This is a genomic window from Afipia broomeae ATCC 49717 (assembly GCF_000314675.2).
GTDB classification, from domain to species: domain Bacteria; phylum Pseudomonadota; class Alphaproteobacteria; order Rhizobiales; family Xanthobacteraceae; genus Afipia; species Afipia broomeae.
The window spans coordinates 690,582-713,520 of the sequence record NZ_KB375283.1 but is presented as its reverse complement, the minus strand read 5'-3'; the positions used below and the strand labels follow the sequence as shown (position 1 = coordinate 713,520).

Below are 22,939 nucleotides of genomic sequence, written 5' to 3'. Positions count from 1 at the left end.
TGTCGGGCGGCGCTGAATCCGGATCATCTGTTGAAGTCACGTCGTGTTGTCGCCGTTCGTTGCGTAGAGTTGGTTTTTCATGAGCGTTGCAGTTTTGACCCCACCGGGCTCGTCCGCACAGCGGCACGAGCCACTGCGCGTCATGGTCGTCGACGATTCTGCGGTCATTCGCGGGCTGATCTCCCGCTGGATCGAGGCGGAGCCGGACCTGACGGTTGTCGCCTCGATCCGCACCGGACTCGATGCGGTCAACCAGGTGGTCCGTGTCGATCCCGATGTGGTCGTGCTCGATATCGAGATGCCGGATATGGATGGCATCTCGGCGCTGCCGCTGCTGCTTGAGAAGAAGCGCAATCTCGTCATCATCATGGCATCGACGCTGACCCGCCGGAACGCGGAGATCAGCTTCAAGGCGCTGTCGCTCGGTGCGTCCGACTATATTCCAAAGCCCGAGAGCACCCGCGAGATGTCCGCCGCGGATGTCTTCAAGCGCGACCTCATCGAAAAGATACGTCACCTCGGCATCCGCCTGCGACGTCCGGCGGTCGTTCCCAGTCCTTCGCTGGCGCCGGCAGCGCAGCCGGTGCGGGCGCCGTTGCCGCGGACGGCCACCGGCACGATGCCGCCGGTCGCCCAGACCAAGCTCATGGTACGGCCGTTCACCGCAGTGGTGCCGCGCGTCCTGGTGATCGGTTCTTCGACGGGTGGCCCGCAGGCGCTGATGAATCTGGTCGCCGGTATCGGGCCGGTGATCGACCAGTATCCGGTCCTCATTACCCAGCATATGCCGCCGACCTTCACCACCATTCTCGCCGAGCATCTGGCGCGCGCGAGCGGCCGTGCTGCTCACGAGGCGGTCGATGGTGAGATCGTCAGGGCAGGGCAGATCTATCTCGCTCCGGGCGGCCGCCATATGCGCGTTGCGCGCTCGGGTACGAATACGGTCATCGCTCTCGATGACGGACCGCAGATCAATTTCTGCAAGCCGGCGGTCGATCCGCTGTTCGCCTCGGCGGCCGAGATCTGGCAGGCCGGCATCCTCGCCGTGGTGCTGACCGGGATGGGGTCGGACGGCGCGCAGGGCGCCAAGACCCTCGTCGCCGCCGGCGGCAACGTCATCGCGCAGGACGAAGCCACCAGTGTCGTGTGGGGCATGCCGGGCGCGGTCGCCCATGCTGGTGTCTGTGCGGCCATCCTGCCGCTCGACCAGATCGCTCCCAAGGTTGTTCGGGTATTTTCAGGAGTTCGCGGGTGACACCACTGGATTACGAGTATCTGCGCAAACTTCTGAAGGATCGCTCCGGCCTGCTGTTGTCGTCCGACAAGCAGTATCTGATCGAAAGCCGTCTGTTGCCGCTCGCCCGCAAGGCAGGCATTTCGGGCATCAGCGAACTTGTGCAGAAGATCAAGTCTGGTTCGGAAGCATTGACCGTCGACGTTGTCGAGGCGATGACGACCAACGAGACGTTTTTCTTTCGCGACAAGGTGCCGTTCGAAAACGTCCGCGATACCGTGCTGCCGCAACTGCTGAAGGCGCGCGCCAACCGCCGCAGCCTGCGTATCTGGTGTGCCGCTGCGTCGACCGGGCAGGAGCCTTATTCGCTCGCCATGCTCCTGAAGGAGGCCTTGCCGCCGGACTGGCGCGCCGAGATCGTTGCGACCGATCTGTCGCTTGAAGTTCTCGAAAAGGCCAAGGCCGGCATCTACAGCCAGTTCGAAGTCCAGCGCGGACTGCCGATCCAGTTGCTGGTGAAGCATTTCAAGCAGGTCGGCGATGTCTGGCAGCTCAATCCCGATATCCGCGCCATGGTCCGCTACCAGCAGGCCAACCTGTTGCAGGATTTCTCCCACTTCGGAATCTTCGACATCATCTTCTGTCGGAACGTGCTGATCTACTTCGATCAGCCCACCAAGATCGACGTGTTCGGGCGGATGCAGAAGATCAATGAACCTGATGGCTTCCTTTTCCTGGGTGCTGCGGAAACCGTGATCGGATTGACCGACGCGTACCGGGCCTGCCCGGATCTTCGCGGTGTGTATGCCCCGAACCCCGCGCGGGTGTCGTCGCCGTCCTTGGTTCCGGGATTGGGCGCGAGCCAGGCAAAGATTTTGGCGCGGAACTGAAACTTCGATAGAGCGCGCGCGGGGACAAGCGATCTCGGATCCGCACTGCTTACTTCGTGGATAGACTCCCGATCGCTCTTCCGATGTGCGAGAGAACGTCCGTCGCGGCCGATTGTTTGGGTCCAACTTTCAGTTCAGCAGCGACCTCGGAGCGCATGATGCTGACGAAGCCATGCAGGGTCGACCACACAAATAATGCTTGGTGATCGATTTCCTTCGCGGCCATCGGACGTTGAGATGTTTTCGCGCGGCTTCGCAACGCATCCCGCAACATGTCGAACGCATGATGGGCCTGTTTGAGCATATCGGGATGCCCGGATGGATCGGGCAGATCGGTGTTGAACATCAATTGATATTCGAGCGGATGCGACATCGCGTAGCGGATGTAAGCCTCGCCCATTTCGCGGAGATGATTCTCGTTCGCCGATCCTTTTTTTAGCTGCGAATCGAGATAGTTCGCGAATTGGCTGTATGCGCCTTTCAGAACTTCCGCGAGCAGATGATCCCGGCTTTCGTAATGCTTGTAGGGAGCCTGATGCGACACGCCCAGGCGCCGTGCGACTTCTCGAAGACTGAGCTTGTCGATTCCGTCCGTCGCAATGATCGAAAGCGCTTCAGCGACGCAATCTTCACGCAGATTTCCCGTTCTTGTTTTCGACGCCTTGGCCACTGGATCTTACCATTCCCCTCATGACTTTCCCCATGATCCCCACACGCGACTGGCGTGGCAAGAGTGAGAGCGAGCGCGTCAGCATCTTTCCAACTCGGCCCGGAACCACAGTTCGGCGGCGGCCGAGCGCGGCTAGGCTTTCCGTTGCTATTTGCGGTGGAGAGTCAGTGGCTCCCATCCGCATATTGGCACGCAAAGCAAACCCGCTATCGACGGGACCCGGTGCACAGGACAAAACATCGACGCCGAATGCGCGTAGTTCGTCGCCGATGCCTTCGGCGAATGTTTGAATGAATGCTTTGGTCGCGGCGTAAGTCGCGGCTGCCGGCGTCCCTTGCCAGCCGACAAGCGATCCGAACAGAACGATGCCGCCGCGCCCGCGCCCGGCCATTCCGATGCCGATTCCGTGGGTCAATTCGACGACTGCACGGCAGTTAACATCGATCATCTGAAGCTCGGCATCTACGGAATTGTGTATGAATTGCCCCGATGTTCCGAAACCCGCGGCCGCGACGAATATCCCGACCTCGCGTTTGCGGAGGACGTCAAGCAAACGAGATGCGGATGTCGGAGCACTCAAATCCAAGGGCAAGATCTCGACATTTATTCCATGCCGCCGGTGAAGCGAGTCTGCGATCAGCTTCAGTTCGACTTGCCGCCGGGCAATCAGAAAAAGATCGAAACCTGCTTCCGCTAATTTCTCCGCAAATGCGCGACCGATTCCGTCCGACGCACCCGTGACGACTGCAAGCGATCCATAGTGACGTTTGAGCCGGTCTTGGGACATCTCGCGCATCCTTTCGCTTGACTCGGAAAGTAGACAGTGTCTACCTTCTTGTCAAGCGAGGAGGCATCCGTGTCAGAGCTTGGTCGCACGCAGGACTTGTGGTGGAATCTGACCTACGCGCTTGGCGGGCTCTTCGCCTTGACGCTGGTGCTTTACATGGTCGACGGCCGCATCATCGATCGCGAAAGCGTATGGGCGAAACCATTGAAGTTCGAAGCTTCGCTCGCGATCCATTTCGCGACGCTTGCGCTGTCGCTGAGCGCAGTCGATCTTTCCGCGAAATGGGGAAAGGTCCTCTTCGCTGTCGCCGTTTCGTCGGTTGGCGCGACCACGTTCGAAATGATTTACATCCTCGTTCAGGCTGCGAGGCAACAGGCCTCGCACTTCAATCTTTCAAATGGGTTTTACGCTGCGATGTATGTCCTGATGGCTGCAGGTGCGGTGATCATCACATTGTCCGCCGCTGTGGTTGGATGTGCGGTGGTCACCGAGCCGAAACCGGGCTTGGCACCGGCGGTCAAATGGGGGCTCGGGATCGGGTTGATAGGCGGCAGCATCTTGACGCTGATAACGGCGTTCCGCATGGGCGGCGCTCTCGATCATCACAACGGTCTTGAAATCGCAAATGCATCGCGAATGCCGGTCACGGGCTGGTCACTGACCGTTGGAGACCGGCGGGTACCGCATTTTCTGGCGACTCATATGATGCAGGCCGTTCCGCTCGCTGGAATCCTGATGGCCAGCATTTTCGGCGCGTCGCTTGGCGTAGCCGTTATTGTGTTTGTCGCTGCGGTATGGACGGCTGCAACCTTGACTGCGTTTGCACAGGCAAACTCCGGGCTACCATTCACGAGACTGCCGTTTTGACCCAAACAAAAACCCCGCCATTTGCGGCGGGGTCCAGTCTGGGAGGTGAGAGCCGCACTGGCTCTCGATACAACCCGTGTCAGGCAGGAATGCGGACTTCGTCGTCGTGTGGCTCGCGCAGCACGTAGCCACGGCCCCAGACGGTTTCGATGAAGTTACGGCCTTCCGAAGCGTTCGCGAGCTTCTTGCGCAGCTTGCAGATGAAGACGTCGATGATCTTGAGTTCGGGCTCGTCCATGCCGCCGTAGAGATGATTGAGGAACATCTCCTTGGTGAGGGTGGTGCCCTTGCGGAGCGAGAGCAGCTCCAGCATCTGGTATTCCTTGCCGGTCAGGTGGACGCGCTGGCCGCCGACTTCGACGGTCTTGGTGTCGAGATTGACCACCAGATCGCCGGTCTGGATGACCGACTGGGCGTGTCCCTTGGAACGGCGGACGATCGCGTGAATGCGGGCGACCAGTTCGTCCTTGTGGAAAGGCTTGGTCATATAGTCGTCGGCGCCGACGCCGAGACCCTTGACCTTGTCCTCGATGCCGGCGAGGCCGGAGAGGATCAGAATGGGTGTCTTGATCTTCGAGACACGCAGCTGCTTGAGAACGTCATATCCGGACATGTCCGGGAGGTTCAGGTCGAGCAGGATGATGTCGTAATCATAAAGCTTTCCGAGGTCGACGCCCTCTTCTCCGAGATCCGTCGTGTAGACGTTGAAGCTCTCGGATTTGAGCATCAGCTCGATCGACTGCGCAGTGGCGCTGTCATCTTCTATCAGCAATACGCGCATGCCAGTCCCCTATAGTCGCCGCTCCGGGCGTCAGGCCGGCCGCCTACTCGCGGCACTGGAAAAACGCCTTTGAACAACTGATTCGGATCCTGACGACATATGGTTAACAAATGCTGATTCGTGTCTGCAAGCTCTATCGTGCAATTTTTGTCGAATCGCACTAAGATGTTGCGTGTAAGCAGCTTTTCGTAGCCTAGCCATTCAAGTTCCACATTAAGAGGCGGGCCTAACCGACTCCTGCGACTCACCCCTTTGTTCTGAAGGTCGAGCGCTCTCAGTCATCAAAGACAGTGACGCAATGATTAACGATGCGGGTAAACACGGGGTTAAGGGGAAGCGCCGGAATCGCGGAAACTTAAGGTTTTCGCAATGAAGGCCCTCGCCGAACAGATCTCCGATATCGACGGCGTCAATATTTATGGCCGAGTTGTCGGGGTGCGCGGCCTCATGGTTGAGATCTCGGGGCCGATCCACGCGATGTCGGTCGGTGCGCGCATCGTTGTCGAAACCGGCAACAACCGCTTCATCCCATGCGAGGTGATCGGCTTCACCGGCAACAATGCCGTTGTGATGCCCTTTGCAGGACTGGAGGGCGTCCGCCGCGGTTGCCGCGCGGTCATAGCCAACGCTGCCAGCCAGGTGCGTCCGTCGGCGTCGTGGCTCGGACGTGTCGTCAATGCGATGGGCGAGCCGATCGACGGAAAGGGACCCTTGATTCAAGGCCCGTCGCCGATGACCTACCGGAACGCGCCGCCGCCTGCGCATTCCCGCAAGCGGGTGGGACCGCCACTCGATCTCGGCGTGCGGTCGCTCAACACATTCCTGACCTGCTGCCGCGGCCAGCGCTTGGGCATCTTTGCAGGTTCCGGCGTCGGCAAGTCGGTGCTCCTGTCGATGCTGGCGCGCAACGTGGATGCCGACGTTTCAGTGATCGGGCTGATCGGCGAACGTGGCCGCGAGGTGCAGGAATTCCTGCAGGACGATCTCGGCGAAGAGGGATTGGCGCGTTCGGTCGTGGTGGTGGCCACGTCGGATGAGCCGGCCTTGATGCGGCGGCAGGCGGCTTACCTGACCCTGGCCATCGCGGAGTATTTCCGCGACGAGGACAAAGACGTAATGTGCATGATGGACTCGGTGACACGCTTTGCGATGGCGCAGCGTGAAATCGGTCTGTCCGCCGGCGAGCCGCCGACCGCCAAAGGCTACACGCCGACCGTGTTCACCGAACTGCCGAAACTCCTGGAGCGGGCGGGGCCTGGGCTTGGCGAGGGCACCATCACCGGCATCTTCACGGTTCTGGTGGACGGCGATGACCATAATGAGCCGGTCGCCGACGCTGTGCGCGGTATTCTCGACGGCCATATCGTTATGCAGCGCTCCATTGCCGAGCGCGGACGCTATCCGGCGATCAACATCCTGAAGTCAGTCTCCCGAACCATGCCGCGGTCCGCGGACCCGGCCTATCTTCCGAGCGTCACCCGGGCCCGGCAGGTCATGGCCACCTATGCCGACATGGAAGAACTGATCCGGCTCGGGGCCTATCGCGCCGGGTCGAGCCCGGAGGTCGATGAAGCCATCCGGCTGCACGAGCCGCTCGAAACCTTCCTGCGCCAGGCCAAGGATGAGTCCACAGGGATCGGCGAAGGATACAGGCGATTGGAGCAAATCCTGCAAACCTTGGAAACGGAACGCTAACTTTGTCGCGCCATGATCCCGCCATCTGTGTTTGACCGGAGGGGCCCTTGGGGGGATGCCGGTTCCGTCCCGCTTTGTGGTTGGGACTTCTGGGGAGTACGAGTCGATGAAGTCACGTGAAACGCTGATCCGCCTGAAGAAATTTCAGGTCGACGAAAAGCGCCGAAGGGTTGCGCAGATCGAAGGCATGATCGCCGACTTCCAGCGCATGTCGGTCGACCTGGAGCGCGAAATCCAGCATGAGCAGGACCGCGCTGGCATTAATGATCCCACGCACTTCGCCTATCCCACCTACGCCAAGGCAGCCATTCAGCGCCGGGAAAATCTGACCCGTTCCGCGGACGAACTGCGGGTTCAGCTTGAAGATGCCAAGGCCGTGCTGGGCGAGGCGTTTGAAGAGCTCAAGAAGGTCGAACTGCTCGATGAGCGCGATCAGGCGCGTGAGCGCGCCGAGGAAAGCGCTCGTGAACAGGCCGATCTCGACAGCATCGGCTTGATGCGTTCGCGGATCGGGGCGATGGCCTGAGGTCTGGCGTGCGCCCGGCGGTTGCCGTAACCCGTCCACCTTGGTGAAACTGCCTCATTGCCGCAGGTCCCGTGCCTGAACTCACAGGGCTGGTTTTTGCGAGATGTTTCCGTGATATGAGACCCGGGCCGGAAGGTCCGGGTTTTGCTTTTTCGCGCCTTGAGGCCGAGCGGGAAGCTGGACCGGATACGGGCAAGATGTGATACGAGACGGCGAGGCGGCTTCGATTTCCGACTCGGTACCATAGAGCGACGTTTTTTTTGAGGAAGTTTAATGCTGACGCCGGCTGAGTTGATCTGGCTGCTCGCATCGGTTGCGAAGGGGGACGAGGCGGCATTTGAGCGCCTTTATGCCGCCACACGGGCGAAACTCTTTGGCGTGGTGCTCCGTATATTGAGGCGTCAGGATCTTGCCGAGGAGGTGGTCCAGGAAGCCTACGTCAAGATCTGGCACAGTGCGGGCCAGTTCAACCCCTCGTTGGCTTCTCCGATTACCTGGATGGTTTCAATCGCCCGCAACCGGGCTATCGATGTCGTGCGTAAACGCAGCGAGGCGTCGATCGAAGACGAACCGGTGGCCATGGAGGTCGCGTCGGATATTCCCGATCCGCTGGCGCGGCGTGAAATGACCGAGGAGTTGAAGCGGATTCTGGAGTGTGTCGGGCAACTCGATCCGGAGCGCCAGAAAATGGTGCTGCTGGCTTACTACAACGGTTGGAGCCGCGAACAGTTGTCGGAAAAATTCAACACGCCGCTGAACACGGTCAAGACCTGGTTACGGCGCAGCATGATCGAAATTCGCGGATGCCTTGGTTTGGGATGAGATGAACTACAGCGAAGACCATATCGCGCTCGCGGCGGAATATGCGCTCGGCACTCTGAGTGCCGACGAGCGCGCGCTTGTCGAGACCATGATGATCGTCGATCACGGCTTCATGGAAGTGGTCGATGCGTGGGATCGCAAGCTTAGTCCCCTGCACCAGATGGTTGCGCCGATCGAGCCGCCGGCGCATCTGTGGGACAACATCAGCGCAGCGCTGGGCCTGGTCGGACCTCAGCCGGAGCCGGTTGAAGAGCCGAAGCCGGAAGAGCCGGTCGCCGCTCCACAGCCGGAGCAGATGCCCACGATTGCCGAGCAGGCGGGCGAGCCCGAGCGAACTGTTGCGGTTGCGGGATCACCCGATGCATCGGCGGACACCGCTGCGATTGCGGCCGCGGCGGCATCCGACATAATCCCCGAGCCGGTGGCGGCGCCTTCCAATGTCGTTCCATTGCCCGCGCGGACGCGCGGCGGTTCGGCGTTCGGCTGGGTCATGACGGCGGTTGCAGCATCGCTTGCCGCTGTGATTGCGCTTCAGGCCAATCGCCCTGAACTGCTGCCGGAGCAACTGCGGGTCAAGCCGCAGATCAAGGTCGTTGAAGTTGCGGCGCCCGCGCAGCCACCTGCGCCGGCGGCGCAGTTTGTCGCTGTGCTCCAGCAGAACGCTGCCGCTCCGGCTTTCATTCTCACTGTCGATACGGCGACGAAGAACTTCACCGTGCGCAAGGTTAGCGCTGCGCCGGAGCCGGGCAAAAGCTATGAGCTTTGGCTGGTCTCGGACAAGCTGCAACGTCCGCGTTCGCTCGGTGTGATAGGTGGTAGCGATTTCACAATCCGCCCCGGACTGGCGGCCTACGATAACGAGACGATCAACAAGGCCACCTATGCCGTGACCATTGAGCCGGAAGGCGGATCGCCCACCGGCGTTGCCACGGGGCCGATCGTCTACACCGGCAAGCTGATCGAAAGTGTGCCGGCGCTTCCTGCGCAGCCGCGCTGATGTCCTGAAATGCGCGCAACAAAAAACGCCCGTGGGGAGCGGGCGTTTTCTGTTCTCAGACTTGGGGTCTTCTGAGCTTCACAAGGCGACTTCGGGGGGCGGGGAAGAGAGCCTTGTGAATTGGTGAATTCGTTAGCGGATCGCCGACTGCTCCGAACTGGTTATGACAACGGCTTTGTTGGCCTTCACGGCCGGACCTGTAATCTTAGCCGTCTGGGTAAGGCCGTTATCCGAAAGGCGAGCAGAGATTCCGAGACCAGCAACACCGATTGCGGCGACGAGCGCCACAACGACGATCTTCAAATGAGTCATACGGTCCGCGCTGTAAAACGAATGGTTCATACAAACCTCCCGCCGCCTTTTCATGCAGTCGAACGTTTGTCTCGCCCGCATGCCCGTGGGTTCAACCCCACGCTCTAATCAACGTAATTGGCAGGGATTCGTTTCCAAGCACCGATCACAAACGAGTGAAATGTCTTGAACTTCCGAGAGGTCCGTAAACCACTCAAAAATATTGAAGTATTTTCAAATGCTTAGTGTGTTTGATCGGGCGGCGCTGATCTGTGAAGATTTCCAAATTTTCATGAAAAACTTGTCTGTGACCAATTTGCCGCAGACGCTTTTACGAAATCCAGCGCCTGACTAGATGCTTCCGACCGTTTTCAGGCGCGCCCGGGGGTGGATTTCCGCCTGTGACAAGACAGTCGTCTGGGCCCGGAAACGTTCCACCAGCGAGCGCACGAATGGCCGGATTGCGGCCGACGTCACCAGCACCGGCGCTTCGCCTTCACGGGCTGCCTGCTCGAAACGGTCGCGCACCGCGGTCATGAACTCCGACAGTTTTGACGGCTGCATCGCGAGGCTGCGTTCGTCGCCCGTGCCGATCAGTGATTCCGCGAACGCCTGCTCCCACTTGGCGCTCAGCGCAATCAGCGGCAGGTAGCCGTTCATCGAGGTATTCTGCGCGCAGATCTGCCGCGCCAGACGGCTTCGCACATGTTCGGCCAGCGTCGACGGGTTGCGCGAGAAGGCGAGTGCATCGGCGATGCCTTCAAGAATGGTGGAGAGGTCGCGGATCGAAATACGTTCGGCCAGCAGCAGTTGCAGGACGCGCTGAATCCCGGAGACCGTGATCTGGTTCGGGACAATATCCTTGACCAGTTCCCCCTGTTCCTTGGGCAGGTCGCGCAGGAGCTTCTGCACCTCGCCATAGGACAACAGGTCAGACATATTGCCCTTGAGCAGTTCAGTGAGGTGCGTGGACAGAACGGTCGCGGAATCAACCACCGTGTAGCCCTTCAGCGAGGCTTCCTCCTTAAGTGAGGCATCGACCCAGGTCGCAGGCAACCCGAATGTCGGCTCGGTGGTGTGGGTGCCTGGAATGGTGACCTGATTGCCGGAGGGGTCCATCACCATGAACTGGTTCGCCCAGATTCGGCCGGTACCGGCGTCGACTTCCTTGATCTTGATGACGTAGGTGTTCGCCTCGAGCTGCACGTTGTCCAGAATACGGACGGCCGGCATCACGAAGCCCATCTCGGTCGCGAGCGAGCGGCGCAGCGCTTTGATCTGGTCGGTGAGGCGGTCGGTGCCGTCCGGTCCGTTGACCAGTGGCAGCAGCGCGTAACCAAGCTCAATCTTGAGGTCGTCGATCTTCAACGCACTGGAGATCGGTTCTTCGGCGGCGGCTGCGGCCGCAGCGGCCGCGGCTGGCGCGGCAACTTCGCGGGCTTCCTCGACCTTGAGCGCGCGATTGCGCGTGCGTGCGTTCCAGGCCAGCCAGCCCGCGCCGCCGCCCAGCGCGAGAAACGGCAGCATTGGAATGCCGGGCAGCATCGCCAGCACCAGCATCACGCCGGACGACATGCCGAGCGCCTGCGGATAACCCGACAACTGCTTCATCATCGCCTTGTCGGCGGCGCCGGTCACGCCCGCTTTCGATACCAGCAAGCCGGCGGCGGTCGAGACGATCAGCGCGGGGACCTGCGTGACGAGGCCGTCGCCCACGGTCAGCAGCGTGTAGGTGCGCGCGGCATCCGCAAAGCCCATGCCTTGCTGTGCGACGCCAATGATGATGCCGCCGATCACGTTGATGAACACCACGAGCAGGCCGGCGATGGCATCGCCGCGCACGAACTTGGAGGCGCCGTCCATGGCGCCGAAGAACCCGCTTTCGTCCTCAAGCTCCTTGCGGCGCTGCTTGGCCACTTTCTCGTCGATCAGGCCGGCGGAGAGGTCGGCGTCGATCGCCATCTGCTTGCCCGGCATCGAGTCGAGGTGGAAGCGCGCCGCCACTTCGGCGATGCGGCCCGAACCCTTGGTGATGACGACGAAGTTCACAATCACAAGGATCGTGAAAACGATGATGCCAATGACGAAATTGCCACCCATCACGAAGTTGCCGAACGCCTCGATGACGTGTCCGGCGGCGGCGGTGCCTTCATGGCCGTGTGACAGGATCAGGCGCGTGGAGGCAAGATTGAGCGACAGCCGCAGCATGGTCGAGATCAGCAGGATCGTCGGAAACGCCGAGAATTCCAGCGGCGTCTGAATGAACAATGCGGTCATCAGGATCAGGATCGAGAGCGTGATCGAGATCGCCAGAAACAGGTCCAGCACCACCGCCGGCAGCGGCAGGATGAGAACCACGAGAATGGTGAGAACACCGAAGGCGAGCGCGAGGTCGCCGCGCCGGAGCATTGTGCCGATGTCGCTGAAACTCGGAAATCCGGAGCCGGTTGCTGCACTGCCCTGGCCCGCTGTTACATCAACCATTGTCGCCGCTTCCCCCCGCGTATGTCGCTCGCGAGCCCCAAAGGTTTGAGCGGCGGCCGAAGGGCCACCGTTCCTAAAGTGAGGCACCGCACTGGCATCCACGGGCATTTCCCCCGTTCAGCGACCCGACGACACTCGACTTCACCCGGCAAAATTTGCCCAGTTTATGGTTAGTAAAGAGTTAACGGGAAAGCCGACGGCCGAAAATGTCGTGTGCGGGAGGATGTTATTCTCGCATAACCCACATTCGGAGAATGACTTGACCGACAGCATAAGGCCGACGAAGTTGCGTCCGTGCCGGTTTCCATCGATTCTGCCTCTCATCCAGCGGGTTTCACGCCGGACTCACGCGCTGCGTGGGTACGGCTGGGTATTGCCCTCATTATCGGCTCGATCGGCAGCGTCGGCATGTGGTCGGTGGTGGTGGTCATCCCCATCGTCCAGGCCGACTTCGGCGCGACCCGGGGTGCGGCGTCGCTGGCTTTCACCTGCACCATGCTCGGGTTTGGCCTCGGTGGTGTGGCAATGGGCAAGCTGTCGGACCGCTTTGGCATTGTGCCTGCGATCGCAATCGGTATCGTCGCCATGCTGTTGGGCTATGTCGGTGCCGGCTATGCGGCAGCGCTGTGGCAATTCAACCTGATGCACTTCCTGATCGGGCTCGGCGCCGCCGCGACCTTCGGGCCACTGATGACCGAGGCATCGCACTGGTTCGATCGCCACCGCGGGCTGGCCGTCACCATCGCCGCCAGCGGAAACTACATCGCAGGCACATTCTGGCCCACTGTTGTCGAACGCGGCACGGCCTATGCAGGATGGCGCGCCACACATATAGCGATTGGAATCGGCTGTACGATCGTTATGGCGATCGTCGTCGCAGTTCTGCGCTGGCAGATCGGCAGTGAAACCGTGCGCTCGCACGCAGATGCGCCGCCGCCGCGCGTCGATCTGCAGATCGGCACCAATGCGCTCACCGCCGTGCTTGGCATCGCGGCTATCGCCTGCTGCGTGGCAATGTCGATGCCGCAGGTTCATATCGTCGCCTATTGCGGCGATCTTGGTTATGGCGTGGCGCGCGGCGCCGAGATGCTGTCATTGATGCTCGCCTTCGGAATCGTCAGCCGGATCGGCTCCGGTTTCCTGGCCGACCGTATCGGCGGGTTACGCACACTGCTGGTCGGCTCGATCGCGCAGGGCGTCGCGCTGATGTTCTATCTGTTTTTCGACGGGCTGACGTCGCTGTACATTATCTCCGCGATGTTCGGCCTGTTTCAGGGCGGCATCGTGCCGAGCTACGCCATCATTATCCGGGAATCGATGCCCTCCAGCGTGGCCGCAACCCGCGTCGGTATCGTCATCTTCGCATCGGTTATCGGCATGTCGTTCGGCGGCTGGATTTCCGGCGTGATTTTCGACGCGACCGGATCCTACGCCGCCGCGTTCCTGAATGGCGTTGGCTGGAATGCATTGAACATCGCCATTGTCGTGACACTGCTGTTGCGCGCCCGCCGGCGCATGGCTTTTGCCTGACAGCCATCTGCCCCTAAAGTCTTGACCCCGGCCAGCGCCCGTCCTAACGGACTTGCGCGCGAGGCGTCCGCGCCGGAACCAGGGCAGGCCGATGCAAGTCACCATGATGAAGGGCAAGATCCACCGCGCGCGGGTGACCGAAGCGGATTTGCACTACGAGGGCTCGATTTCGATCGATCGCACCCTGATCGACGCCGCCGGTTTTCTGGTCAATGAACGGGTCGACATCTATAATATAGACACCGGCGCGCGTTTCTCGACCTATGTGATCGAAGCGCCAGCGGGCTCGGGCATTATCGGCTTGAATGGCGCCGCCGCGCGGCTGGCGATGATGGGCGACAAGGTGATCATCGTCGCTTATGCAAATTTCGATGAAGCCGAGGCACGGCAGCATCAGCCGCGCGTGGTTCTCGTCAATGAAAAGAATCAAAAGCTGTAAACTTGCGGCATGTGCCCGCATCCAACCTCCATCGTTGCAGACGGGATTTGATGCATGCATGAGAAGTTCGAAGCCGATTTGCGCGACCTCGCAGGCAAGGGCCGGCTGAGGTCACTTCGCAGCCGAGCGGGAATTGATTTCACATCGAACGATTATCTGGGTCTCGCAGAGTCAGATGAACTGAAGCGCGCCGCAGCCGAGGCGATTGCGCGGGGCGTTCCGGTCGGCTCCGGCGGCTCGCGGCTGCTGCGCGGAAATCACGACGAGCACGAAGCTCTCGAAAACGAGGCCGCTTCCTATTTCGGCGCGGAGACAGCGCTCTATTTCGGCGGCGGTTATGTCGCGAACTTCACGATCTTTTCGACGCTGCCGCAGCAGGGCGATCTTGTCGTCCATGACGAACTGATCCACGCAAGCGTCCATGAAGGGATGCGGCGCGGACGCGCCGAGGCCGTGAGTATTCCGCACAACAATGTCGATGCATTCGATGCTGCAATCGTCCGCTGGCGCGCGGTCGGCGGCAAAGGCCGGCCATGGATCTCGGCCGAAAGCCTCTACAGCATGGATGGCGACAGCCCGGACATCGCCGGACTTCTGGCTGTCGCCGATCGTCATGACGGGATGCTTGTCGTCGATGAAGCACATGCAACCGGCGTGCTCGGTCCGCAGGGACGGGGACTTGCCGCGGCATTCGAGGGTCGCGACAACGTTATCACCCTGCACACCTGCGGAAAGGCGCTCGGCACCGTCGGCGGCTTCATCCTTGCGCCGCGCACGATTCGCGATTTTCTTGTCAACCGCGCGCGTCCTTTCATTTTCGCCACTGCGCCGTCGCCGCTGGTGGCCGCGATCACGCGTGCCGCAATTCATGTTTCCCGAACCAACCCGGAGCGCCGCGAGCGGCTTGCGCGGCTGGTCCGGTTTGCGGGCGACGAACTCTTCCGCCGTTGCAATGTCACGCCATCTGGTTCGCAAATTCTTCCTGTGATCATCGGTGCGGATCGTGCTGCAGTCGCCGTTGCGGCGTCTCTGCAACAACGCGGCTTCGATATTCGCGCCATTCGCCCGCCCACTGTTCCGGAGGGGACGGCACGGCTGCGGATCGCGCTGACGCTGAATGTCGATGAAGCCACGGTTGCGTCGCTGTTCGAGGCTCTGGCCGAAGATATGCGGAAAGCGGCATGAGCACCCGTATTGTCGTCACCGGCACCGATACCGGAATTGGAAAGACGGTGTTTTCCGCGGCCCTCGCCGGTGCTCTCGATGCTTTTTACTGGAAGCCGGTTCAGGCTGGCATCGAGGAGGAAACCGATCGCGATGCTGTCCAGCGGCTGTCGGGCCTTTCTGCTGAGCGCGTGCTGCGCGAGGCCTATCGGCTGAAGACGCCGGCCTCGCCGCATCTTGCTGCGAGACTTGATGGCGTCACCATCGATCCGGGCGCGCTTGCCTTGCCGGAAGTCGACCGGCCGCTGGTGATCGAAGGGGCGGGCGGTTTGATGGTGCCGCTGACTGAGAACCTGACATACATAGATGTCATGGCGCGGTGGCGCGCACCGGTCGTGCTGTGCGCACGCACGACGCTCGGGACCATCAATCACAGCTTGTTGTCGATCGAAGCGTTGCGCGCGCGCGACATTCCGATACTCGGCATCGCATTCATTGGCGATGAAAATCGGGAGTCGGAAACAGTGATCGCCAGCATGGGGCAAGTGAAACGTCTTGGCAGGCTGCCACATCTCGCTTCGCTTACACGTGAGACGCTGCGTACGGCATTCGCGCAGCACTTCACCGCCGGCGACTTTCTGAAGGACGTGACCTGATGACATCCAGATCACCGGTGTGGCATCCGTTCACGCAGCATGCCGTTCAACCCGACCCAACGCTGATCGCGCGAGGCGAGGGGGCATGGCTGGAGGCCGCCGACGGTCGCCGCATCTTCGACGCGATATCGTCCTGGTGGGTGGTGACCCACGGCCACCGTCATCCTCGCATCGTGCAGGCGATCAAGGATCAGGTCGACAAGCTCGATCAGGTCATCTTCGCGGGCTTCACACACGAGCCGGCGGAGAAACTCGCCCGGCATCTGGTTGCGATCACGCCGCCGGAGCTTGAATATGTCTTCTTCTCCGACAGCGGATCGACCTCGGTCGAAGTGGCGCTCAAGATGGCATTGGGCTACTGGCGTCATCTCGGCGCCAAACGCAGCCGCATCCTCGCGCTAGAAGGCGCCTATCACGGTGACACCATTGGCGGCATGTCGGTGGGGGAACGCGGCGTGTTCAACGCGCCATACGATCCGCTGCTGTTTGACGTCGAACGAATTCCGTTCCCTGTATCCGGTCGCGAACAGGCGACGTTCGACGCGCTGGATGCGGCATGCAAACGCGGCGACGTCGCAGCGTTGATTGTCGAGCCGCTCATTCTCGGTGCGGGCGGCATGCTGATCTATCCGCCGGCGGTTCTGGCGGAGATGAAACGCGTGTGCGAGGTGCACAACGTGCTGTTCATCGCGGACGAAGTCATGACCGGATGGGGGCGGACCGGCACGCTGTTCGCATGCGAGCAGGCCGGTATTGCGCCCGATATCGCTTGCTATTCGAAGGGACTGACCGGCGGATCGGTGCCGCTGGCGGTGACCCTGTGCCGGGCCGGGATTTTCGACGCACATTATTCCACGGACCGCAGCAAGACGTTCTTCCATTCCAGCTCGTACACCGCGAACCCGATTGCCTGCGCAGCCGCGCTGGCCAATCTGGAAATCTGGCAGCGCGAGCCGGTGATGGACCGCATCAATTCGCTTGCGGCGATGCATAAAGAGCGGCTCGCGCGGTTTCGCGGCGACCGGCGTTTCGCGGACGTCCGCCAGATCGGAACCATCGCCGCGCTCGACATCGTGGCGAAAGATGCCGGCTATCTGGCCGACATCGGCCCGCGGCTTTATCGCGGATTTCTCGCGCGCGGCCTGCTGATACGGCCGCTCGGCAACACGGTTTATCTGATGCCGCCCTATAGCACCACGGCGAGCGATCTGGATCAGGCGTACAATGCGATCGATGAGCTGGCGGGCGAGGTGGCGTGAGGTTGCCCGCTTGCTGCGGTCATTGTATGGGAGGTTGCACCGTTGCTCGGAACGAGCCGGCGGGGCCTGTAGCTCAATGGTTAGAGCCGACCGCTCATAACGGTCTGGTTGCAGGTTCGAGTCCTGCCGGGCCCACCAACCATATCAATAGGTTGAGAGCGCATTGAGAGATGCCTTCGGTCCCGGCGCAACGTCGGACAGCCAGGTTAACGCGCGCCGGGCCGCGTCTTACCACCAGCCTCGTTGCATCGGAACGTAGAACTGGCCGCCGCCCCGGCGCGGTGGCGGATTCGGATTGCGCTGAAAGAAGGCGTCGAAGCCGCCGTCGTCCTGCCGGCCGCTGCCCCAGCCGTTGTCGTCCGCCATCAGAACCTCGCTTGGCTTGCGCGTGATGAAGCCACCTTGAGGCTGGTCGCTCAGCACGACGACAAATTCGGTTCGATAGTTGGTTTCTTCGCTCAGCGGCTCGTCTGAAATGACGATCGAGGATCGCGGCAATGCGGTCGGCGCAATGCGGTCCAAAATTTCCTTCGGGATGGTGATGCGGTCGAGTGCGTTTTTTGCGCCATCGCTGTTGTCGATGGAGACGGCCGTCCAGCGCAGACCTGCGTCGTTGCGCGCCACTGCCGTGAATACGTGCGTGCCGAACGGTTTGCCGGGATCGCGGATCGCGATTGGAACTTCGATGCTCGCATCGAACACTTCGCCGCCGCCGTCCGGCGCCGGCTTGTGCGTATTACGCCGGACATAAAGAGTCCGCGTCGCGCGGCTGATGTAGATCGAGACCGGCTCGACAGCGAGCTTTGCATCCAGCGCCGCTTTCGCCGTGTCGGCTTTCTTTGTCTGAGCCGTCTTGGCGGCTTCCTTCGCGGCGCTGGCTGCATCGAGCTTCGATGAGGCGTTCGCGTTGTCGGCGTCGAACCGGGCCGCCAGTTCCGCTGCCTTGGCGGCAGCCTTCTGTTGGCGCTCCTCGGCCTTCGCCCTGGCTTGATCGGTCTTGGCGGTGGCCACGGCTTTATCGGCGGACACAACCTCGGCGTCGGCCCGCGCCTTGAGCCATTCGAGCTTGCGCAGAGACGTTGCGAGCAGAGCGGATTCTCGGGCGGCTGTGGCGGCAGTCTTCTTGGCCTCCTCGGCCGCCATGGCGGCGTCCGCGGCCTCGCGTGAAAGCGTCTGGGACTTTGCCGGAGCAGCCGCGATGACCTCCGCGTTCGGCACGAATAGCGATAGCGACGGATGAGAAAAGTCGGCTGGGGCCGCATCGTCCGGCGAAATGATCACCCGCATTCCGATTCGGGTCATGTCGAACAGCTTCTCAGCAAAACCGAAAGGCATCCGCACGCAGCCGTGCGAGGCCGCATAGCCGGGCAACGGTCCGCCGTGCAATGCGAGGCCGTTCCAGGTGATGCGCTGCATGTTCGGCATCGAGGCATCGTCGTACATATTCGAGCGGTGGTCCTTGTTTTTCTGGACGATGGCGAAGACGCCAGCGGGCGTTTCGCGCTCCTTGACGCCGGTCGACACAGGCGCGCGCAGGATCCAGCCCTCGGCGTCATAGATCGTAACCTGCTGGCTCTTGATCGATACGATTGCCATGATCGGCTCGCCTGCCTCGCGCGGCGCTGCGGTCTCGGCAGGTTGCGCGCGGCGTGCCGGTTTCGCTGCGGCGTCGGCAGTCGGGGGCATCAGTGCGGCTATTGCTGCAAACATCACTACGGCGGATGATCCCCAACGACGCATCGCCATAGTGGATTTCGCCGACGTCAATCGATCCACCATTCCATTCCCCGTTGCAGCGCGTGTCTGCTGCCGTGACCAACCTCACATATCCGACTCGTGAGAAACAAGCATGCTCGCCGTTGAAGTTGGCGCAAAACGGACGGCGAGCGCTCGCAGGCCTGCCATCCGACGCCGTTGCTTACAGGCAACACTCCCGGGAAAAGGGTAGGGCCCGCCCGGTTAGGCCATTGCGTGGCCATAACCTTGCTCGAACAATCAAGGGCGTCCGCATGTTTGGCTGTGCAGTCCGGTTCCGATGAGGCTGGAATGATGAACCTGCAGCGACCTTCAGTGCAAACCCCTGTGCTGCGATCCGCCGTTTTTGCGACCGGGATTGTCGGCCTGCTGGCGACGGGGTCAGAAGCACCCCAAACAGCCGTCGCCGCTCCGCGCGAGGATATCAGCTCTCACTCCACGGAATACCAGCCCGCCAGTAGATCACAGCCACGCTCAGTGCTCAATGACGATCCTGCCCAAACCGATGCCGCGATGGGCGAACTTGCAGACGCAGTTGCCGAAGCACTCATCGCTTTGGACAGGCAGATCTTGGTTGCCAAAGCTGCCTCGATCAATTCGCCGGATGTGCCGCTAACGCCACCAGCGCCTGTGCAACTCGCGAGCGTGGATCCGTTGGACGTCCAAATCGGCGAACCAAACAAGGCTGTGAACTCCATAGAAATTGTCGACGAGTGCCTGGTGATGGAAATATGCGTCGATCGATATCTGTGGGCTCTCTATGAGAGGACGCTCAAGGAAGACACCATTAAGGTGCCCGAACGGAGGAGTGTTACCTTAAAGCGCAGAGGCAAGATGGTGACCGTGACCAGAACGTTCACCAAGCTGGTCGATCAGGATTTCGGATGGAAGGACCCGAAGGCGGCGGAACGAGTCCGCATGTCCATGCAGGACTATGTGATCGGCGGGATGGACCGGAGCTTCAAGCTGAAATTGTTTCATATGCTTCACGCGGCGGAGGCCGCGGGTCTTTCACCCGGCATCACCAGCGGATTCCGTGACGACTACCGTCAGTCGATCGCAAGCGGCCTTAAGGCGGCGAGCAACAGGTCGTATCATGGCGGCAGCTTGCGCGGCGGTTATGGGCATGGGCTCGCGGCCGATGTGGTGAGTGTCGACGGCGGGACGCGCAATCAGCGATGGGCTTCCTCCGACAAACTCTGGAAGTGGGTTGATGCGAACGGGAGGGGGTTTGGCATCGGGCGCCCGTATCTCGGCAGGGACCCGCCGCATGTCGCGCCGGTCGATGGCGAGGAATTTGCAAGACACAGCCACGGCACCAAACAGGCGGCATCGGACGTGAAGAGGACAAAGAAAATAGAGGTGAAGAAGGGCGACGTGAAAAGGGCCGACGTGAAGAAGGTGAAGCGCGTTGCCACGCGCGACCACTCACGCCCCGTGAAACGTCCGAGAACTGTAGTCGCTTCAAAGCTGAAAGCGAGCTGATTAGCTTGGGTCCGCTTGGAACGAAGCGCTGGCGACTATTTTCGAACATCACGGGGCGCCAGCAAAATCGTGCGGCAGGTGATTGAACGGGAATTGTCCAGTCAATTGCCGGCGCGGTCCACGTGTTCGATTCGTGGAGGCGGGGTGGCCTTTCCCGGGCCATTCTGTTCGTCAAACAGAATACGTTCGGCCGCTCCGGCAAGATCATCATATTGCCCGCTTCTGAGCGACCACATGAAAGCTCCGAGTGCTGCGGCTCCAAGTGCGAGCGCGATCGGAATCAGGTAGAAGAAATCAGTCATCGCGCCTCCTCCACCCGAAGCGCATACAAGTGGCTGGCGACGGGACTATCCGCGCGCAGCTTTTTGTCAGGGCGTGAACCCGTCAGACGCAGGGCGTTGGCGATCACAATCAGTGAGGAAGCCGACATCGCCACGGCGGCAATCAGCGGCGTGACATGGCCGAGAATAGCAATCGGCACGGCAATCACATTATAGCCGATTGCGAGAGCGAGGTTTTGACGCACCAAGTCTCCTGCACGGCGTGCAACGCCGATTGCCAGAGGCACCGCAGTCAGGCTTTCGTGCAGGAACACCAGATCGGCGGTATTGCGGCTTACGTCGGCCGCGGAAGCCGGCGCCATGGAGGCGTGGGCGGCGGCCAATGCTGGTGTGTCATTGAGGCCGTCGCCAATCATCAGCACGCGCCGTCCTGAAGCCGTCAGCACTGCTATGTGATCCGTCTTGCCACCAGGTGAAACGCCGGCGAGATAGGCGACGTCGAGCGTAGCGGCGAGGTGGCGCACAGGTTCGTCGCGATCTCCTGACATGATCTCGACGCGGTGTCCCTGGGACAAAATCTCCGCAACGCTCTGGCAAGCGTCCGGCCGCAAATCGCTATCGAAATGGAATGCGCCTCGCAGCCGTCCGTTTTCCGATAATACGACACCGGAGGACGAGTCGTGCTCAGATCCATCAGTCAGGGCCCAATCGGGTCTGCCCAGCCGGTACTGTGTTTCACCAATGCGGGCTTCAAGACCAGCTCCCGGAATTTCGGAAATCCCGGTCACAGCCAATGGCGCAACACCGCTGTCTCGACCGGCCGCGGCGATGGCGCGTGAATAGGGGTGACGGGAGTGTGATGCGATCGACGTTGCGATAGCAAGCGTAGCTGGATCGACGGACTCGCCATTGGCGAGTTTCATGCGATCGAGGGTCAGTGTGCCGGTCTTGTCGAAAACCACGGTGTCGATCTCGGCCATGCGCTCCAGCGCACCGCCGTCCTTGATCATGATGCCGTGTTCGAACAGCCGGCGAGCCGCAACGACCTGTACCATGGGAACGGCAAGACCAAGCGCGCATGGACACGTAATGATCAGAACTGCAATCGCGATGGTTATCGCCCGGTGTGCATCGCCGGTGGCGATCATCCAGCCGATGAGTGTCAGCAAAGCGGTGAGATGCACGACGGGGGCGTAGAGCCGCGACGCGCGGTCGGCGATACGGCGATACACGGAGCGGCCTGCTTCGGCAGCTTCCATCATTCGTACCATTTCCGCGAGGAATGAGTCCTTCGCAGCCGCGGTGGCGACAATGGTCAGAGGTCCCGTCAGGTTCAGCGTTCCGGCTGAAAGCATTGCGCCTGCAACGGCCGGTTGCGGCCGGCTCTCTCCGGTAACGATGGCGCAATCGATGTCCGATGTTCCCTTGATCACTTTAGCATCGACCGGCACGCGTTCGCCCGCAGGCAGGATGAGGATCATGCCTTGCTGGATTTCGCCGACGGGCAGATAGGTATGCGCGCCGTCGTCGTGAACGACAAGCGCTCCGCGCGAGGCAAGGCGAGCAAGCCCGTTGACGGCATCACGAGCACGCTCTCGCATCATGTGATCGAGCGTCCGGCCGATTAGCAGAAAGAACAGCAGCGAGATGGATGCATCGAAGTAGGCATGAACACCATGGGTGATCGTCTCATAGAGGCTCATTCCAAATGCGAGCAGCACGCCGATGGAAATTGGGACGTCCATATTGGTCTGGCCATGACGCAACGCGCTCCAGGCGGACTGGAAAAATACATGGCCCGAATAAATTAATGCAGGACAGGCGATCAACGCGGACAGCCAATGAAACATGATGCGGGTATCCGGCTCCGCGCCGACCCAGATCGCGATCGATAGTCCCATGATGTTGCTGGCTGCGAATCCGGACACCGCAAGCGCGCGTATCAGCTCCGTCAGCGTCTCATCCTTGCCATCCGCGTCGAGATCGTTGAGATGAGCGTGATAGCCAATCCTCTCCAGCGTCTCGATGAAGGGCGGTGGCGGCTTGTCGGTTTCCCAGCGGATCGAGACCCGTTTCGTCGACAGATTGACGCGCGCCTGCTCGACGCCGGGAAGCACACAAAGCGCTGTCTCGATCTTCTGGATGCAGCCGCCGCAATGAATCGAAGGTATGGACAGATCTGTCTGGCGAATTCCGTCGCTGACAACATGGCTGGCAAGCAGCAGTTCGTCATCCGCGATATGCGGATTGGTTATCGCAAGAGCGAGTTCGGCGCCGGGTGCGCAGCAACTCATCGGCTACTCCATCTCCGCGCCGTAGCGCGGCC

At 61.0% G+C, this 22,939-nt stretch carries 21 protein-coding genes and 1 tRNA gene; 14 read left to right on the top strand and 8 right to left on the bottom strand.

Annotated elements, in window-relative coordinates; translation table 11 throughout:
- Positions 1–79 precede the first annotated feature (79 nt).
- Positions 80–1,255, top strand: coding sequence for a protein-glutamate methylesterase/protein-glutamine glutaminase (locus HMPREF9695_RS15865; protein WP_006021885.1), 1,176 nt, complete (start codon positions 80–82; stop codon positions 1,253–1,255).
- A complete protein-coding gene (locus HMPREF9695_RS15860) occupies positions 1,252–2,124 on the top strand; it encodes a CheR family methyltransferase (protein ID WP_006021884.1) in 873 nt (290 codons plus the stop codon). Before HMPREF9695_RS15865 ends, HMPREF9695_RS15860 begins: the two co-directional genes overlap by 4 nt.
- 49 nt (positions 2,125–2,173) lie before the next feature.
- On the opposite strand, the gene HMPREF9695_RS15855 is transcribed toward HMPREF9695_RS15860, so the two are convergent.
- Both HMPREF9695_RS15855 and HMPREF9695_RS25865 read right to left on the bottom strand, forming a co-directional pair.
- Positions 2,174–2,794, bottom strand: coding sequence for a TetR/AcrR family transcriptional regulator (locus HMPREF9695_RS15855; RefSeq protein WP_006021883.1), 621 nt, complete (start codon positions 2,792–2,794; stop codon positions 2,174–2,176).
- Entirely contained in the window at positions 2,754–3,581 is an 828-nt protein-coding gene (locus tag HMPREF9695_RS25865; RefSeq protein WP_006021882.1) for an SDR family NAD(P)-dependent oxidoreductase, read from the bottom strand. The genes HMPREF9695_RS15855 and HMPREF9695_RS25865 overlap by 41 nt, the downstream gene beginning before the upstream one ends.
- Before the next feature lie 69 nt (positions 3,582–3,650).
- Between HMPREF9695_RS25865 and HMPREF9695_RS15845 the strand changes: the two genes are divergently transcribed.
- Complete coding sequence (locus HMPREF9695_RS15845; protein WP_006021881.1) at positions 3,651–4,448, top strand: hypothetical protein; 798 nt, start codon at positions 3,651–3,653, stop codon at positions 4,446–4,448.
- Between the two features lie 79 nt (positions 4,449–4,527).
- On the opposite strand, the gene ctrA is transcribed toward HMPREF9695_RS15845, so the two are convergent.
- Positions 4,528–5,229, bottom strand: a complete 702-nt coding sequence (gene ctrA / locus HMPREF9695_RS15840; RefSeq protein WP_006021880.1) for a response regulator transcription factor CtrA — start codon at positions 5,227–5,229, stop codon at positions 4,528–4,530.
- A 369-nt stretch (positions 5,230–5,598) separates the two neighbouring features.
- Between ctrA and fliI the strand changes: the two genes are divergently transcribed.
- The 4 genes from fliI to HMPREF9695_RS15820 all read left to right on the top strand — a co-directional run bounded on the left by fliI (position 5,599) and on the right by HMPREF9695_RS15820 (position 9,269).
- Positions 5,599–6,924, top strand: coding sequence for a flagellar protein export ATPase FliI (gene fliI / locus HMPREF9695_RS15835; RefSeq protein WP_006021879.1), 1,326 nt, complete (start codon positions 5,599–5,601; stop codon positions 6,922–6,924).
- 106 nt (positions 6,925–7,030) lie between these two features.
- The gene (fliJ, locus tag HMPREF9695_RS15830; protein ID WP_006021878.1) at positions 7,031–7,450 is read left to right on the top strand and encodes a flagellar export protein FliJ; all 420 of its coding nucleotides are present in this window, start codon (positions 7,031–7,033) and stop codon (positions 7,448–7,450) included.
- 273 nt (positions 7,451–7,723) lie between these two features.
- Complete coding sequence (locus HMPREF9695_RS15825) at positions 7,724–8,272, top strand: sigma-70 family RNA polymerase sigma factor (protein ID WP_006021877.1); 549 nt, start codon at positions 7,724–7,726, stop codon at positions 8,270–8,272.
- A 1-nt stretch (position 8,273) separates the two neighbouring features.
- A complete protein-coding gene (locus HMPREF9695_RS15820; protein ID WP_006021876.1) occupies positions 8,274–9,269 on the top strand; it encodes an anti-sigma factor in 996 nt (331 codons plus the stop codon).
- A 132-nt stretch (positions 9,270–9,401) separates the two neighbouring features.
- Here HMPREF9695_RS15820 and HMPREF9695_RS15815 read toward each other — a convergent pair whose 3' ends face one another.
- Positions 9,402–9,611 (bottom strand): hypothetical protein, encoded by a 210-nt coding sequence (locus HMPREF9695_RS15815; RefSeq protein WP_006021875.1) that lies wholly within the window; start codon positions 9,609–9,611, stop codon positions 9,402–9,404.
- Between the two features lie 300 nt (positions 9,612–9,911).
- Positions 9,912–12,044, bottom strand: coding sequence for a flagellar biosynthesis protein FlhA (gene flhA / locus HMPREF9695_RS15810; RefSeq protein WP_006021874.1), 2,133 nt, complete (start codon positions 12,042–12,044; stop codon positions 9,912–9,914).
- 294 nt (positions 12,045–12,338) lie between these two features.
- On the opposite strand from flhA, the gene HMPREF9695_RS15805 reads away from it, so the two are divergent.
- The 6 genes from HMPREF9695_RS15805 (at position 12,339) to HMPREF9695_RS15780 (ending at position 17,230) form a co-directional block, all read left to right on the top strand.
- Positions 12,339–13,574: an MFS transporter gene (locus HMPREF9695_RS15805; RefSeq protein ID WP_051055018.1), complete on the top strand. Its 1,236-nt coding sequence runs from the start codon at positions 12,339–12,341 to the stop codon at positions 13,572–13,574.
- A 91-nt stretch (positions 13,575–13,665) separates the two neighbouring features.
- On the top strand, positions 13,666–14,013 hold the full coding sequence (gene panD, locus HMPREF9695_RS15800) for an aspartate 1-decarboxylase (RefSeq protein WP_006021872.1): 348 nt from the start codon (positions 13,666–13,668) through the stop codon (positions 14,011–14,013).
- A gap of 54 nt (positions 14,014–14,067) precedes the next feature.
- Positions 14,068–15,198 (top strand): 8-amino-7-oxononanoate synthase, encoded by a 1,131-nt coding sequence (locus tag HMPREF9695_RS15795; protein WP_006021871.1) that lies wholly within the window; start codon positions 14,068–14,070, stop codon positions 15,196–15,198.
- The gene (bioD, locus tag HMPREF9695_RS15790; RefSeq protein WP_006021870.1) at positions 15,195–15,833 is read left to right on the top strand and encodes a dethiobiotin synthase; all 639 of its coding nucleotides are present in this window, start codon (positions 15,195–15,197) and stop codon (positions 15,831–15,833) included. The genes HMPREF9695_RS15795 and bioD overlap by 4 nt, the downstream gene beginning before the upstream one ends.
- Positions 15,833–17,092 (top strand): adenosylmethionine--8-amino-7-oxononanoate transaminase, encoded by a 1,260-nt coding sequence (locus tag HMPREF9695_RS15785; RefSeq protein WP_006021869.1) that lies wholly within the window; start codon positions 15,833–15,835, stop codon positions 17,090–17,092. Before bioD ends, HMPREF9695_RS15785 begins: the two co-directional genes overlap by 1 nt.
- Positions 17,093–17,154: 62 nt before the next feature.
- Positions 17,155–17,230 (top strand) — tRNA-Ile (locus HMPREF9695_RS15780).
- A 90-nt stretch (positions 17,231–17,320) separates the two neighbouring features.
- Here the strand turns inward: HMPREF9695_RS15780 and HMPREF9695_RS15775 are convergent.
- Positions 17,321–18,871 carry a L,D-transpeptidase gene (locus HMPREF9695_RS15775; RefSeq protein ID WP_006021868.1) on the bottom strand — a complete coding sequence of 517 codons (1,551 nt, stop codon included), beginning with the start codon at positions 18,869–18,871 and terminating at the stop codon, positions 17,321–17,323.
- Between the two features lie 267 nt (positions 18,872–19,138).
- Between HMPREF9695_RS15775 and HMPREF9695_RS15770 the strand changes: the two genes are divergently transcribed.
- The gene (locus HMPREF9695_RS15770) at positions 19,139–20,332 is read left to right on the top strand and encodes a hypothetical protein (protein ID WP_006021867.1); all 1,194 of its coding nucleotides are present in this window, start codon (positions 19,139–19,141) and stop codon (positions 20,330–20,332) included.
- A 101-nt stretch (positions 20,333–20,433) separates the two neighbouring features.
- Here HMPREF9695_RS15770 and ccoS read toward each other — a convergent pair whose 3' ends face one another.
- Together ccoS and HMPREF9695_RS15760 are read right to left on the bottom strand one after the other, a co-directional pair.
- On the bottom strand, positions 20,434–20,634 hold the full coding sequence (ccoS, locus tag HMPREF9695_RS15765) for a cbb3-type cytochrome oxidase assembly protein CcoS (protein WP_006021866.1): 201 nt from the start codon (positions 20,632–20,634) through the stop codon (positions 20,434–20,436).
- A complete protein-coding gene (locus HMPREF9695_RS15760) occupies positions 20,631–22,907 on the bottom strand; it encodes a heavy metal translocating P-type ATPase (RefSeq protein WP_006021865.1) in 2,277 nt (758 codons plus the stop codon). The genes ccoS and HMPREF9695_RS15760 overlap by 4 nt, the downstream gene beginning before the upstream one ends.
- Between the last annotated feature and the right edge of the window lie 32 nt (positions 22,908–22,939).

Coding starts and splice junctions, on each gene's coding strand:
- HMPREF9695_RS15865 (WP_006021885.1), top strand. CDS start 80: ATGAGCGTTGCAGTTTTGACCCCACCGGGCTCGTCCGCACAGCGGCAC.
- HMPREF9695_RS25865 (WP_006021882.1), bottom strand. CDS start 3,581: ATGTCCCAAGACCGGCTCAAACGTCACTATGGATCGCTTGCAGTCGTC.
- ctrA (WP_006021880.1), bottom strand. CDS start 5,229: ATGCGCGTATTGCTGATAGAAGATGACAGCGCCACTGCGCAGTCGATC.
- fliI (WP_006021879.1), top strand. CDS start 5,599: ATGAAGGCCCTCGCCGAACAGATCTCCGATATCGACGGCGTCAATATT.
- fliJ (WP_006021878.1), top strand. CDS start 7,031: ATGAAGTCACGTGAAACGCTGATCCGCCTGAAGAAATTTCAGGTCGAC.
- HMPREF9695_RS15825 (WP_006021877.1), top strand. CDS start 7,724: ATGCTGACGCCGGCTGAGTTGATCTGGCTGCTCGCATCGGTTGCGAAG.
- HMPREF9695_RS15820 (WP_006021876.1), top strand. CDS start 8,274: ATGAACTACAGCGAAGACCATATCGCGCTCGCGGCGGAATATGCGCTC.
- HMPREF9695_RS15815 (WP_006021875.1), bottom strand. CDS start 9,611: ATGAACCATTCGTTTTACAGCGCGGACCGTATGACTCATTTGAAGATC.
- flhA (WP_006021874.1), bottom strand. CDS start 12,044: ATGGTTGATGTAACAGCGGGCCAGGGCAGTGCAGCAACCGGCTCCGGA.
- panD (WP_006021872.1), top strand. CDS start 13,666: ATGCAAGTCACCATGATGAAGGGCAAGATCCACCGCGCGCGGGTGACC.
- HMPREF9695_RS15795 (WP_006021871.1), top strand. CDS start 14,068: ATGCATGAGAAGTTCGAAGCCGATTTGCGCGACCTCGCAGGCAAGGGC.
- bioD (WP_006021870.1), top strand. CDS start 15,195: ATGAGCACCCGTATTGTCGTCACCGGCACCGATACCGGAATTGGAAAG.
- HMPREF9695_RS15785 (WP_006021869.1), top strand. CDS start 15,833: ATGACATCCAGATCACCGGTGTGGCATCCGTTCACGCAGCATGCCGTT.
- HMPREF9695_RS15775 (WP_006021868.1), bottom strand. CDS start 18,871: ATGGTGGATCGATTGACGTCGGCGAAATCCACTATGGCGATGCGTCGT.
- HMPREF9695_RS15770 (WP_006021867.1), top strand. CDS start 19,139: ATGATGAACCTGCAGCGACCTTCAGTGCAAACCCCTGTGCTGCGATCC.
- ccoS (WP_006021866.1), bottom strand. CDS start 20,634: ATGACTGATTTCTTCTACCTGATTCCGATCGCGCTCGCACTTGGAGCC.
- HMPREF9695_RS15760 (WP_006021865.1), bottom strand. CDS start 22,907: ATGAGTTGCTGCGCACCCGGCGCCGAACTCGCTCTTGCGATAACCAAT.